Source organism: Novosphingobium sp. ZW T3_23 (genome assembly GCF_044987305.1).
Taxonomy (GTDB): Bacteria; Pseudomonadota; Alphaproteobacteria; order Sphingomonadales; family Sphingomonadaceae; genus Novosphingobium.
The window spans coordinates 1-12,977 of record NZ_JBJDRF010000005.1 but is presented as its reverse complement, the minus strand read 5'-3'; the positions used below and the strand labels follow the sequence as shown (position 1 = coordinate 12,977).

11 protein-coding genes are annotated in these 12,977 nt (G+C 64.9%); 5 read left to right on the top strand and 6 right to left on the bottom strand.

Annotated features, from left to right (window positions below; translation table 11 throughout):
* Nucleotides 1–40: 40 nt before the first annotated feature.
* The 6 genes from purC to ACI3K3_RS04485 all read right to left on the bottom strand — a co-directional run bounded on the left by purC (nt 41) and on the right by ACI3K3_RS04485 (nt 7,613).
* Nucleotides 41–823, bottom strand: coding sequence for a phosphoribosylaminoimidazolesuccinocarboxamide synthase (gene purC / locus ACI3K3_RS04510; RefSeq protein ID WP_404912396.1), 783 nt, complete (start codon nt 821–823; stop codon nt 41–43).
* A 161-nt stretch (nt 824–984) separates the two neighbouring features.
* A complete protein-coding gene (locus tag ACI3K3_RS04505) occupies nt 985–1,470 on the bottom strand; it encodes a low molecular weight protein-tyrosine-phosphatase (RefSeq protein ID WP_404912395.1) in 486 nt (161 codons plus the stop codon).
* A gap of 62 nt (nt 1,471–1,532) precedes the next feature.
* The gene (locus tag ACI3K3_RS04500) at nt 1,533–1,682 is read right to left on the bottom strand and encodes a hypothetical protein (protein ID WP_313437491.1); all 150 of its coding nucleotides are present in this window, start codon (nt 1,680–1,682) and stop codon (nt 1,533–1,535) included.
* Nucleotides 1,683–1,781: 99 nt separating this feature from the next.
* Nucleotides 1,782–3,614, bottom strand: coding sequence for a response regulator (locus ACI3K3_RS04495; RefSeq protein WP_404912393.1), 1,833 nt, complete (start codon nt 3,612–3,614; stop codon nt 1,782–1,784).
* Nucleotides 3,604–4,482, bottom strand: a complete 879-nt coding sequence (locus tag ACI3K3_RS04490) for a CheR family methyltransferase (protein ID WP_404912562.1) — start codon at nt 4,480–4,482, stop codon at nt 3,604–3,606. The genes ACI3K3_RS04495 and ACI3K3_RS04490 overlap by 11 nt, the downstream gene beginning before the upstream one ends.
* 20 nt (nt 4,483–4,502) lie before the next feature.
* The gene (locus ACI3K3_RS04485; protein ID WP_404912391.1) at nt 4,503–7,613 is read right to left on the bottom strand and encodes a response regulator; all 3,111 of its coding nucleotides are present in this window, start codon (nt 7,611–7,613) and stop codon (nt 4,503–4,505) included.
* 266 nt (nt 7,614–7,879) lie between these two features.
* On the opposite strand from ACI3K3_RS04485, the gene ACI3K3_RS04480 reads away from it, so the two are divergent.
* From ACI3K3_RS04480 to ACI3K3_RS04460, 5 genes are all read left to right on the top strand, one after another.
* Complete coding sequence (locus ACI3K3_RS04480) at nt 7,880–9,808, top strand: pilus assembly protein TadG-related protein (RefSeq protein ID WP_404912389.1); 1,929 nt, start codon at nt 7,880–7,882, stop codon at nt 9,806–9,808.
* Nucleotides 9,805–10,422 carry a TadE/TadG family type IV pilus assembly protein gene (locus tag ACI3K3_RS04475; protein WP_404912387.1) on the top strand — a complete coding sequence of 206 codons (618 nt, stop codon included), beginning with the start codon at nt 9,805–9,807 and terminating at the stop codon, nt 10,420–10,422. The genes ACI3K3_RS04480 and ACI3K3_RS04475 overlap by 4 nt, the downstream gene beginning before the upstream one ends.
* On the top strand, nt 10,419–11,111 hold the full coding sequence (locus ACI3K3_RS04470; RefSeq protein ID WP_404912385.1) for a TadE/TadG family type IV pilus assembly protein: 693 nt from the start codon (nt 10,419–10,421) through the stop codon (nt 11,109–11,111). The genes ACI3K3_RS04475 and ACI3K3_RS04470 overlap by 4 nt, the downstream gene beginning before the upstream one ends.
* Before the next feature lie 127 nt (nt 11,112–11,238).
* Nucleotides 11,239–11,712 (top strand): hypothetical protein, encoded by a 474-nt coding sequence (locus ACI3K3_RS04465; RefSeq protein WP_404912383.1) that lies wholly within the window; start codon nt 11,239–11,241, stop codon nt 11,710–11,712.
* Nucleotides 11,713–11,877: 165 nt separating this feature from the next.
* Nucleotides 11,878–12,977, top strand: a 1,100-nt coding sequence (locus tag ACI3K3_RS04460) for a filamentous hemagglutinin N-terminal domain-containing protein (RefSeq protein ID WP_404912381.1), incomplete at its 3' end; no start/stop codon positions are given.

The window sequence follows — 12,977 nt, the reverse complement described above, 5'->3', positions numbered from 1 at the left end:
ACCTTGCGGTGGCCGGGCTTTTTCAGCTGTCCTGCGAGGCTTACTTGCCGCGCAGCTTGCGATGCTTCGAAAGGTCGAGGACTTCGCTCGGGCCGTTGTCGTCCTGGAGCAGGCCGAGGCGGCGGGCGACTTCCTGGTAAGCCTCTTCTTCACCGCCGAGATCGCGGCGGAAGCGGTCCTTGTCCAGCTTTTCGCCGGTGTGCATGTCCCACAGACGGCAGCCGTCGGGGCTGATTTCGTCCGCCAGGATCACGCGGCTGTAGTCGCCATCCCAGATGCGGCCGAACTCAAGCTTGAAGTCCACCAGACGGATGTTGATCGCCGCGAACATGCCGCACATGAAGTCGTTCACGCGGATGGCCATGGCCGAGATGTCCTGCATCTCTTCGTTGGTGGCCCAGCCGAAGCAGGCGATGTGCTCTTCCGCGATCATCGGATCGCCCAGCGCATCGTCCTTGTAATAGTATTCGATCAGCGTGTGCGGCAGGGGCTCGCCCTCGGGAATGCCGAGGCGCTTGGAGATCGAACCGGCGGCCACGTTGCGCACCACGACCTCGATCGGGATGATCTCGACCTGGCGAACGAGCTGTTCGCGCATGTTGAGGCGGCGGATGAAGTGGTTGGGCACGCCGATGTGATTGAGGCGCGTGAACACGTACTCGCTGATGCGGTTGTTGATCACGCCCTTGCCCTGGATCGTGCCCTTCTTCTGCGCGTTGAACGCAGTGGCATCATCCTTGAAATACTGGATCAGGGTGCCGGGTTCGGGGCCTTCGTAGAGGATCTTGGCCTTGCCCTCGTAGATCTGGCGGCGACGGGACATGCGTGTTCGTCCTTGAAACTGTAAAAGAGCAAGCCTCGGTCCGATGGAAATCGCATCACGAGAAATCGGGGCCGGGGCGTTCGAGCGGGCATATAATGGAAGCAGGGGCAAAAGCAAACGGCGCTTGCGGGAGACGTTGTCCGAACGGGGGCGGGAACGGATCAGCCGCGCGCAGCGGAGAGTTCGGCAACCAGGCCTTGCGCGGCTTGCTTGACCTGTGTCCAGGTCGTTTCGAACCCCTCCGTACCGCCATAGTAGGGATCTTCCACGTCTCGCCCCTCCATGCCCGGAACATGATCGAGCAATAGCGACAGGCGGGCATTCGCCGTCACCGGGGCGATGCGCCTCAGGTCGGCAAGATTGGCGGCATCGAGGGCTACGATCCGGTCGAACCGCTTGAAGTCGCCCGCGGTCACCTGGCGGGCCGCATAGCGGGAAATGTCGATGCCGTGTTTGAGCGCTTCGGCGCAGGAGCGCGGGTCGGGTGATTTTCCGGTGTGCCAGGAGGCCGTGCCCGCCGAATCGATCTCCACGCCCAGCCCCGCGGCTTCCGCCGCCTGGCGCAGGGCGGCTTCAGCAAGGGGAGAGCGGCAGATATTGCCGAGGCAAACGAAGAGGACGGAGGGGCGATGCGCGTTTTCGGACATGAGCCGAAGCTAGCGCGGAAGCGGGGCGATCTCAAATCAGGTCGAAAATCGCCGCCGTGCGTTTAGCGGTGTCCGAAGATGCGTTCGAGAAGGGTGGGCTGGTCCATCGGCTGGATCGGGCCGTGAAAGCGCCGGCGGAGGCCGGGATCGAGCGGGGTGCGCGGGGTCCAGATCCGCTCGGAACGATAGGTGCTGTCTTGCGTCAGGGCCATGGGCAGAGGCTCCTTTCCTCGGGGTCATTCCTGAGAATAAACCCCGAGTCTGACTGAAAGTTTCCTTAACCGTGCAGCAAGGCCGTTCCTGGCGGGCTCTCAGACCGGCGCTCCGGCCTCCTGCGCAAGCAGCCGGACCATGTCGCAGACCTCCTTGGCCATGAACGGCTTGCCGAGCATCGGCCGGTCGGCGTGATCGGCGGGGAGATGGCGGCGGTCGTATCCGCTGACGAAGGCGAAAGGCGTGTCGCGGGCGGCGAGTTCGTCCGCAACCACATCGATTCGCTCGCCATTGAGATTGCCGTCGAGCAGGGCGAGGTCTGGATCGGCTTCGCGGATCATGGCAAGCGCCTGTTCGCAGGACGTGGCGGGACCGAGCACGATGGCGCCCCAGTCCTCTATCTCCATCATCAGTTCCATGGCCACCAGCGGCTCATCCTCGACGATCAGCACCTTGAGTTCGCGGGGGCTGCGTTCGATCGGGGCGGCTTGAGCCGCTTGCGGTTCTTCCGAAGGTCGATCGGAGTCGACGGTGCGAGCCACCTCGTTCTCGATGCCCTGATCGGCAAGCGGCAACACCAGCTGCCAGCGAACGCCTTCGCGATCGTAGTCCGCGCCGATCCGGGCGCCATCGGCAGCCATGCTGCTCTCGATGAGGGTGGAGCCGAAGCCGCGGCGATCCGGCGCCGTCACCGGAGGGCCGCCGCGTTCGGTCCAGGTCAGCGAGAGCACTTGCCCCCGGAACGCCCAGTCCAGCGTGACGGTGCCCGCTTCATTCGAAAAAGCGCCGTACTTGTGCGCATTGGTGGCCAGTTCGTGGAGAATGAGCGAGAACCGCAGCGCAATTTCCGGCGGCAGTTCCACGTCGGGCCCCGACAGCTTCAGCCGATCCTCGCTGACGGCGCCGATGGCGACCTGGTCGGCGATCAGGCTGCGCAAGCTGGCCGGTTCCCATGTCGTCACGCTCAGCAGCGAATGGGCGCGGGCGAGGGACTGGAGGCGGCCGCTGAACGACTGCTGGAAATCCTCGGTCGAACGGGCATGGCGGAAGCCCTGAGAGGCGATAGCCTGTACGGTCGCCAGGGTGTTCTTCACGCGATGGTTCAGCTCGCCGATCAGCAGGCGCTGGGTCTCCTCGGCGCGGTGTCGTTCGGTGACGTCGAGCAGCTCGATCATGACGCTGGCCCCGCGCGAGCCGGTGCCGGCCAGCGAGGAGCAGTACCATTCGCCTTCGCGCAGCGCCCCGTCGGCACGGACGAAGCGATGTTCCTGCGTCTCGCGCCGGTCTTCGCCGCCCAGCAGCGCGCGCATGCCTTCGACGAAGCCGGGCCGGTCGGCCGGGGCAAGGAACGGGGCTTCCTCGACCTTCAGGCCGAGGATCTCCTGCGCGGCAAAGCCCACTTCGCGTTCGGCACTGCGATACCAGCTGACGATCCGCAGGTTGGCGTCGATCTCGAGCACCGCGAGCGGCGAATTGTCGCCGTGGGCGCGCAGACGGCCGAGAGCGAGGCCGAGTTCGTCGCGCTGACGGGCGATCTCGCGGCGCTGGCGGGCCAGTTCGACGAAGACCGCAACCTTGGAATTCAGCTCCACCATGTCGAGCGGCTTGAGCAGATAATCCACCGCGCCTGCCTCGTAGCCCCGGAAGCGGCGGCGTTCGTCGGTGGCGAGCGCGGTGAGGAAGATGATCGGCACGGCGCGGGTGCGTTCGGTGCCGCGCATCAGTTCGGCCAGTTCGAAGCCGTCCATCTCCGGCATCATGACGTCGAGCAGGGCCAGCGCGAAATCGTGACGGAGCATGGCCTCCAGCGCCTCGAACCCGGACGAGACGGTGACGAGTTCCACGCCGGGCTGGTCGAGCGCGGCTTCGAGGACGAGCAGGTTCTCCCGGATGTCGTCCACGGCCAGGATTTTCAGCGGCTCATTCAGCAAAGGTCGCCTCCTGGATGTCGTTCTTGTTGCGGCGCCAGATCTTTTCGTAAGGCGCGAACTCGGCGAAGTTGTCGCTCTCTGTAGAGAAGTGCACGGTTTCTTTCGACCCCAAACCCAGGAATCCTCCGGGCGGGAGGGACTGCGCGAAGAGCCCCAGCGCGCGGTCCTGCAAGGCGCGGTCGAAATAGATCAGCACGTTGCGGCTGGATACCAGCTGGACCTCGGAAAACACCGCGTCGCTCGCAAGATTGTGGTCCGCGAAGACGGCGCGGCGGCGCAAGGTGGGATCGAACCGCGCGACGCCGTAGTTGGCCGTGTAGTAGTCCGCCAGCGAACCGGCGCCGCCTGCCTCGCGGTAATTGCGGGAAAAGCCGGCTATCCGCTCGATCTCGTAGACGCCTGCTTCGGCCTTGGCGAGCGCGGCGGGATTGATGTCCGTGCAATAGAACATGGTGCGCTCTTCCAGGCCCTCTTCGCGGAAGAGGATGGCCAGTGAGTAGAACTCCTCGCCATTGGCGCAGCCGGCGACCCATACCTTGATCGACGGCCAGGTGCGCAAGTGCGGGATTACCTGTTCGCGGATGGCGCGGAAATACTCCGGATCACGGAACATCTCGCTGACCTGGATGGTGAGAAAGCCGATCAGGACGTTCAGGCTTTCGGGATCGTGGAGGATGCGGTCGAGCAGGCTGGAGAGGTGCGGATAGCCGAAATGCGACTGCGCCCGCTGGAGTCGGCGCAGCAGCGAAGCGCGGGAATAGTCGCGGAAATCGTACTGGTAGCGCCGCCAGATCGCCTCCACCAGCAGATCGACCTCGATGTCCTCCACGGCCTCGACGCCGCGCCTTCCGGGGAACCTTGCGGTCATCGGCTTCACGGTTATCTGCTTCACCGGGGCATCCATACGCGCACCAGGCTGAGCAGCTTGTCCACGTCGAGCGGCTTCGACAGATAGTCGTTGGCGCCTGCCTCCAGGCACTCGCGATGGTCGCGTTCCATGGCCTTGGCGGTGAGGGCGATGATCGGCAGGTTCCGCCACTGGGCCTGCTGGCGGATTTCGCGCGTGCAGGCGAGGCCGTCCATCTCCGGCATCATCACGTCCATCAGCACCAGGTCCACGCCTGCGCCGTCGCTGTCGGCCACGCGGGCCAGTTCGTTCAGCGCCTCGATGCCGTTGCGGGCGATGCGGACCTGGACGCCGTGCGGTTCCAGCACCGAAGTGAGCGCGTATATGTTGCGGATGTCGTCCTCCACCACCAGGATCTGGCGGCCCTCCAGCGCGGCATCGCGGCCCAGCGAGCGGGCGAGCAACTGCTGCTTCTCGTCGGGCATTTCCGACACGACCTGGTGGAGGAACAGGGTGACTTCGTCGAGCAGGCGTTCGGGGCTCTTGGCGCCCTTGACGATGATCGACTTGGAATAGCGCCGCAGCCGCATCTCTTCCTCCTCGGAGAGTTCGCGGCCGGTATAGACGATCACCGGCGGGAACCCGACGCTTTCGTCATGGGAGAGCCGTTCGAGCAGGTCGAGCCCGGACATGTCGGGCAGGTTGAGGTCCAGGACCATGCAGTCGAACGTCTCCTGGCCCAGGCGGGCAAGGCAGCCGGCGGCGCTCTGGACGTCCACCGTCTCCACGTCGCGCGAAGCGAGCAGGAGGTGGATCGCCTCGGCCTGCCGGGGATCGTCCTCCACCACGAGCACGCGGCGCAGGCGCTGGTCCATGCGGGCTTCCAGGCCTTCCAGCATGTCGACCAGCGTGTCCCGGCTGACCGGCTTGAACAGGTAGCCGACCGCACCGCTGGCCAGCGCGGCGTGATCGTCATGGTCGGCGGAAACGATGTGCACCGGGATGTGGCGGGTGCGGGTGTCGCGCTTGATCCGGTCCAGCACGGAGAGGCCGGTGTGGTCCGGCAGGTGCATGTCGAGGATCACCGCCTGCGGCAGGTACTGGCGGGCGAGCAGGGCGCCTTCGTCCGCCGTGCCCGCGATCAGGCATTCGAAGCCGACTTCATGGGCAAGGTCAGAGAGAATGCGCGCGAAGGCGGGGTCGTCCTCGACGATGAGGATCACGCGGGAATCGCCCGAGAGCGTCTCGCGGTCATCCTGGAGCGCCGGTCCGCGTCGACGCGGCGGCGCCGTCGTTGCCGTGGCGGCCGGCGTCGGGGTGGGCGTCGCACGGCCGGGGATGAGCGGGGTGCTGGCGGAATCGCCGGGCTTGAAGCTCTCGGGCAGTTCGAGCGTGAAGGTGCTGCCGATGCCGGGGGTGCTGTCCACCGTGATCGTGCCGCCCAGCAGATGCGCCAGCTCGCGGGAGATCGACAGGCCCAGCCCGGTGCCGCCATACTTGCGGGCGATGCCGCCGTCGGCCTGGCGGAAGGCTTCGAAGATCGCGTCCTGCTGGTCCGCGGCGATCCCCGGCCCGGTATCGCGCACGGCAAAGGCGATGCGGCCCTTCGCGGCCGGGGCGACGGTAAGTGATACCTCGCCATGGGAGGTGAACTTGACCGCGTTGGACAGGAAGTTCTTGAGCACCTGTTCGAGCCGGAGCGGGTCGGTTTCGATCTCGTCCACGTTATCGGCTGCGCGCAAGGTCAGCGTCAGGCCCTTGCCCGAGGCGGCGGCGCCGAAGGTGTTCTCCAGCTTGCCGAGCATTGCGCGCACCGGAACCCGGTGCGGCTCCAGTTCCAGACGGCCGGCCTCGATCTTAGAGATGTCGAGCACGTCGTTGATCAGCGTCAGCAGGTCGTTGCCCGAGGATTCGATGGTCTCGGCATAGCGCACCTGCTCGCCGGAAAGATTGCCCTGGCGATTGTCGGCCAGGAGACGCGCCATGATCAGCAGCGAATTGAGCGGGGTGCGCAATTCGTGGCTCATGTTGGCAAGGAATTCCGACTTGTAGCGGCTGGCCTGTTCCAGTTCGTCGGTCTGGCTGCGCAGGCGCGCCTGCGAACGGGTCAGTTCGTCGCGCTGGGCTTCGAGCGACTGGGCCTGCTCCTCCAGCTGCGAATTGTTGCGCTCAAGTTCGGCCTGCTGCTCTTCGAGCTGCGTCTGCGAATGGAGCAGGAGCTTGCTCTGTGCTTCCAGTTCGTCGTTGGTGGCGCGCAGTTCCTCGCTCTGGTTCTGGAGTTCCTCTGCCTGCTGCTGGGTTTCCGAGAGGAGGTGCTCCAGCCGTGCGCGGAACTTGGCCGAGCGCAGGGTTATGCCCAGCGCGCCGCCGACGAGATCGAGGAAAGCGGCAAGGTCTTGCGGACGGGCCTCCGGCGCGTCGATGAAGCCGATTTCGAGCACGGCGTTCACGGTGCCGTCAACTTGCGCGGCTCCCAGCACGAGGCGCGCAGGGGTGGTCTGGCCCAGAGCGGTTCCGAAGGACAGGTAGCCGGTCGGCACGCTCGTTATGGTCGTGGTGCGGCCGTGGCGCATGACTTCGCCGAGCAGGCTTTCGCCCGGCGCCATCCGTTCAGGCACTTGCGCGTCTGCGGGCACGCCGTAAGTCGCGATCTTGTGGAAGGTGCCTTCCTCGCGGACGTAGAGCGCTCCGGCAACTGCGCCGAACCGCTCGGCCAGGAAGGCGAGCGTGCGGCTGCCGAGTTCGTTCAGCGGTAGGCTGCCGGCGGTGGCGCGGGCGAGTTCCGTCTCGCTTTCGCGCAGCCACTGCTGGTGGCGATTGGCGTTGCGGTAGCGGATCAGAAAGAAGCCGATGCCTCCCAGCAGGAGGTTGGTCACGCCGGAAAGGGCGCGGTTGGTCATCGCCACTTCCAGCCCCAGGCCCTGAGGCGCGATGAAATAGGCCGCCATGGCGCAGCCGATGCCGCAGATGGCCGTGAGCAATGGCGTTACCGGCCGCCGTGCGATGAAGGCGATCACCGTGGGGATCAGATAGAGGACGCTGACCCCGGTCCCCAGCGGGATCGTGATGTCTACCAGCAGGCAGAACCCCAGGACGATGATGATGACAAGCGCAAGCTGGACGTGAAGACTGAGGGCCTTGCTGGGCGACATTATGAATCTCAAGGGATCGGGCCGGCTGCAGGCGGACCGCCTTTCCCCCAAACTTCCAAAGACGGTCCCCGGATCGGAGGGTTGAACGCGGCGAATTGCGATAGGTTCCCGAGACAGGCGGTAAATTTTTCACCTAGGGCGATTTACGCAGGGCTACCGAGCCTCAGGCGCGAGGGCGGCGCGGGGCGGAGTGAGGGTTTCATTAAGTAAGTTCCGTTAGATCGTGCAGGAATACCGACGAACTTCGCGGAAAGACCGTTTCTCCGATGCGCACCATCACCCTTCCGTTGCAGCGCCTTGTGTCGGATGTTGCCGGCAATGTCCTGCCGCTTGCCGCGATCGGAATGGTCGTGGCGGCGGCGATCGTCGGATCGGCAATCGATCTCAGCCGCAACTTCAAGGTGGAGAGCCAGCTTCAGGCGGCCTGCGACTCCGCCGTCCTGGCGGCCCGGCGCACGGTGGCCACGGAAGCCAATCCCGAGCCTCCGGTACATGGCCTTGCGCCCTCGGTTCACACCGTGGCGGACAATTATTTCCGCACCAATTTCAACGGCGTCCAGGGCACCGACACGACCGGTTTCGACGTCACCTCGCCCGATAACGGCCAGACCGTGGAGGGCACCGCTTCCACTGTGCTCAACACGGTGGTGATGCGCCTGTTCGGCTTCGACAATTTCGCGCTTTCGGTGAAGTGCACCTCCTCCATGGGCATCGGAAATGCGGACGTCATGATGGTGCTCGACACCACCGGATCGATGTCAGAATCGCTGGGCGGCAGCACCCGCATCGCAGCGCTCCGCGCCGCGATGAAGAACTTCTACACCACGATTTCCACCGCCACCCGCGAAACCAACGCGCGGGTTCGTTACGGCTTCGTGCCCTACAGCTCGACGGTGAACGTCGGGAAGCTGCTCAAGGATCTCGACCCGAGCTATCTGGCCGATAGCTGGAACTACCAGTCGCGCGTGCCGATCTTCGTGAATCTGTCGCAGGGGACCAAGACGGGTTCTCGCGAGGAATACGAGTACCCCGATCCGACCTACACTACCTCGTCGGGCAGCAAATATAACTCGCAGAGCGCCTGCACCAAGGCCCTGCCATCCAACCAGACCGCCTATTCGAACTCCGGATCGTCGACGACCACCCAGACAACCTCGGGCACTACTCCGAACATCACGGTCAATGTCGTGACCCGCCAGCCGCAGCAGATGCTGACGTACTATTGCGACAGCAGCAGGCGCTACACGCGGACCTACACGCGGACGAAGGTAACTACGGACAGTTACAAGGACGCCACCAATTCGACCAACGTGGCGGGATCGAAGTTCGATCACTGGGAATATCGCCAGGTCACCGGCGTGGACACCAGCACCTTCAAGACTTTCGCCCGGACTCCCGTGCTCAACGGCAGCAACGGCGCTTCGGTGAACTACACCTGGAGCGGCTGTATCGAGGAGCGCAGCACTTCCAACACGGCGGACTTCTCCTATTCCACGATAACCGGCATGAGCCCGTCCTCCGCGCTCGACGTCGATATCGACAGCGCGCCGACCGGCGATGCCAGGACCAAGTGGGGGCCGCTCTGGCCGGAGATTTCCTATCGCCGCGCCGGCAGCAACTCCAGCACCTGGACCCGCAGCACGACCAGCGACGGTGCCTCGGCGGGAACCTATTGCCCGGCGGAAGCCAAGCCCCTGGCCGAAATGGACCAGTCCAGCTTCAACACTTACGCCAATTCGCTCACGGCGGTTGGCGGCACCTATCTGGATATCGGCATGATCTGGGGCGGGCGGCTGCTCTCGCCGGACGGCATCTTCAAGAAAGTCGTCAACGAGGCGCCCACCAACGGGGGTGAAGTGGCGCGGCACATCATCTTCATGACCGATGGTCAGATGGATACCGCCAACTATGTGCCGACCGCATGGGGCATGGACTGGTGGGACTTGCGGGTGACGTCCAACGGATCGGAAGACACCGCCAACGCGCGGCACAACTCCCGTTTCCTGGCGGTATGCGAGGCGATCAAGGCCAAGGGCATTCGCGTCTGGGTGATCGCCTTCACCTCCGGCCTGTCCACCAACCTCAAGACCTGCGCTTCCGACGACAGCTCCTATATCGCCACCAACGCCACTGACCTGAACACCGCCTTCCAGGAAATCGCCAAGCAGGTGGGCGAGCTGAGGATCACCGAGTGACCTTCCTCCGAGCGGTCGCAGGCCGGGCGAGGGCCGCGCTTCGGCGTGTCCGGGACGATCGGCGCGGGGTGACGGTCATCGAGTTCGCGGTGGCGGGGCCAGTCCTGTTCATCCTGCTGATGGGCATCTTCGACCTTGGCCATATGGCCTATATCCGCGCCGTTCTTCAGGGCGCCGTCCAGGAAGTGGCGCGCAACGGCACGCTGGAGGTTGCGCAGACGGAAGCGGGCGATGCCTATGTCCGCAAACTCGTGCGCGGGGTGGCGCCGGGGGCGGAGGTGGAAGTCTCGCGGTCGAGCTACTACGACTTCACCGATATCGCCCGCGCCGAAGCCTGGAACGACAAGAACAACAACGGCATCTGCGACAACGGCGAAGCCTATACCGACGAGAACAAGAACAGCCGCTGGGATGCGGACATCGGCAAGAGCGGCAACGGCGGCGCCAACGACGTCGTCGTCTACACCGTCAAGGTCACTTATGCCCCGGTGTTCCCCGTTCCCGGCCTGACCAATTCCGGCACGCGGCGGACGATGACAGCAACTTCGGTGCGCAAGAACCAGCCCTACGCCACCCAGATGGCCTATGGCGCCGCCGCCGGGGTCTGCGAATGAGGCTTGCGGTTCCGCATCCGGGAGCGGTTCGCCGCTCCATAGCCTTCCTGCGCGCCTTGCGCGAGGACAGGGGCGGGGTTTCCTTCATCGAACTGGCCCTCATGCTGCCCGTCCTGCTCACCCTCGGCCTCTACGGCACCGAGGTTGCCTTCATGGCGATGATCAACATGCAGGTGGGAGAGATCGCGACCTCCGTCGCCGACAATGCCTCGCGTCTCGGCCAGACCGACAACAGTTCGGTCATGCCCACGGTGAAGGAGACGGACGTCGATTCGGTCATGTGGGGCGCCTTGAAGGAAGGCAGCAGCTACGATTTCGAGGATCGCGGCAAGGTCGTCCTGTCCAGCCTTGAGGTCGATCAGGAAACGGGGCGGCAATATATCCACTGGCAGCGCTGCCGGGGCAAGCTGGACCACGATTCCGCCTATGGCGTAGCCATGGCCGGCAAGACCGGAGCCTTGCTCGACGGCATGGGCGCGGAAGACCACAAGATCCACGCCGTTCCCAATTCGGCGGTGATGTTCGTGGAAGTCTACTATCACTACCGGCCGCTGTTCGGGACCATGTTCGTGAACGAGACGGTGTTCAAGCAGGAGGCTGCCTACATGATCCGCGACGATCGCAGCCTCAATCCAACCGGGACGCCAGGCGGCGTGACGGGGGGCGGCGGCAAGTCGCTGTGTACCTGAGGCCGCCGAGGCCCTCGATCTTCCCCGAAACGGCTCGACCGATTTTCCATCGATGCCTCGGTGTTAATCCCGATGGATGGGTTCTGCGCACCCGATAGCATTGCTCTTCGAAACCGAGGAGTTGGCGATGCGTTGCGCAGTCACATTCATCGCGACTTTCATCGCGCTGGCCTGGTGCTGCACCGGTAGCGTGGCGCAGGCGAACGAGGCCTATGTCGAGGCAACCGGCGGGGTGAGCTGGAGCGATGAGGCTACCGATGCGATCGGCGGTTTCGCGGTCGGCTACGATGTGGACGTGAGCGAAAAGGTCTTCGTCGGCGTCGAAGCCACGGCCGAAAAGCTGCTGACCGGCGGTACCCGCGTGGCATGGGGTATCGGTGGCCGTGTCGGCGCGGAAGTCCTGCCGCGCAGCAAGGTGTTCGTCGGCACGAACTGGCAGTCGAAGGATTGCCGCGAGTGCGGAAACGCCATCGGTCTGGGAACCGGCTGGGAGCAGAACCTCACCGAGAAAATCTACGCGAAGCTCGAATTCAAGCACCTCTTCGTAGAGGATGAGGTGGATGCCAACGTGGGCATCATCGGCCTGGGCGTGATGTTCTGATCGACGCGGCCAAGGCCTTGGCCTGACTCTGAAAATCCCATCGCCAGCATTACGCTTGTTCTTCGGGGATATCCCCGATGTCGGCAGCACCGGCAGGGGGGTAGTCTTCGAGGCGGGTGGAGTTGGCGAGGTATCATGCATCCATCTGCGCGCATCCGGTCGATCATGCTTCGTTCGACTTCGTTGGGCACGACCTCGTTGGAACGGCTGTTCCGACGCTCGCCCGCAGGCCACGCCCTCACCCTTCTGCCCGGCGCCGCGATCCTGATGAGCATCGTCTCCGCCAGTCCCACGATGGCGCAGACGGTGAGCCTGCCTACCGGCGGCGTGTTCGTCGGCGGCTCCGGCACTATCTCGACATCCGGCACGACGATGACGATCGCCCAGGGCTCGGCCCGGGCGGTGATCGACTGGAGCGATTTCTCGATCGGCGCGGACCGCAAGGTGCAGATCGACAATGCCGCCGGCGCCACGCTCAACCGGGTGATGGGCGGACAGCTCGCCCGGATCGACGGCACGCTTTCGGCGACGGGCTCGGTCTACCTGATGAACCCGGCAGGGATGATCGTCGGACCGGGCGGCAAAGTGCTCACCGGCGGCAGCTTTGTGGGCACGACCCGCGCCATCGATTCCGCCGCCTTCATGGCGGGAGGCGCGGTTCGTGCTTCGGGTTCCTCATTGGGGGCCATTGAGAACCAGGGCACCATTCGTTCCGGAGAGGGCAGCGTCGTGCTCATCGCCCGTTCGGTGGCGAACAGCGGGCTGATCAGTGCGCCCCATGGGCGGGTGACGCTGGCTGCGGCGGATGACGTCCTGCTCGCGACGACCGACGGCAAGGCGGACGGCATCTACGTTTCCTACGGCGCAGGTGGCGGCGACATTACCCAGACCGGGCGCATAGAGGCTGCGGCGGTGGCGCTGAAGGCCGCCAACGGCAACATCTTCGCTCTGGCGGGCAATCGCGAGGGCCTGGTCCAGGCGACCGGCACGGCGACGATCGACGGCCAGCTGTGGCTCACCGCGCCTTCGGGCTCGGTGGAAGTGGGCGGCACGCTTGCCGCAACCGGCGCGGACGGCAGCGGCGGCAAGGTCGTGGTGAACGGCGCGCAGGTCCATCTGGCGGGAACCGCCAATATCGATGCTTCGGGCACACGCGGCGGCGAAGTGCTGGTAGGTACCTCGGACTATGCCAGCGGCGCCGACATCGCGCAGGTCACGACGATAGCGGACGGCGCGCGGATACGGGCGGGCGGTCCCCAGGGGGC

Excerpts from the sequence above, each read along its gene's own strand:
- purC (WP_404912396.1), bottom strand. The coding sequence starts at position 823 with ATGTCCCGTCGCCGCCAGATCTACGAGGGCAAGGCCAAGATCCTCTAC.
- ACI3K3_RS04505 (WP_404912395.1), bottom strand. The coding sequence starts at position 1,470 with ATGTCCGAAAACGCGCATCGCCCCTCCGTCCTCTTCGTTTGCCTCGGC.
- ACI3K3_RS04500 (WP_313437491.1), bottom strand. The coding sequence starts at position 1,682 with ATGGCCCTGACGCAAGACAGCACCTATCGTTCCGAGCGGATCTGGACC.
- ACI3K3_RS04490 (WP_404912562.1), bottom strand. The coding sequence starts at position 4,482 with ATGACCGCAAGGTTCCCCGGAAGGCGCGGCGTCGAGGCCGTGGAGGAC.
- ACI3K3_RS04485 (WP_404912391.1), bottom strand. The coding sequence starts at position 7,613 with ATGTCGCCCAGCAAGGCCCTCAGTCTTCACGTCCAGCTTGCGCTTGTC.
- ACI3K3_RS04480 (WP_404912389.1), top strand. The coding sequence starts at position 7,880 with ATGCGCACCATCACCCTTCCGTTGCAGCGCCTTGTGTCGGATGTTGCC.
- ACI3K3_RS04470 (WP_404912385.1), top strand. The coding sequence starts at position 10,419 with ATGAGGCTTGCGGTTCCGCATCCGGGAGCGGTTCGCCGCTCCATAGCC.
- ACI3K3_RS04465 (WP_404912383.1), top strand. The coding sequence starts at position 11,239 with ATGCGTTGCGCAGTCACATTCATCGCGACTTTCATCGCGCTGGCCTGG.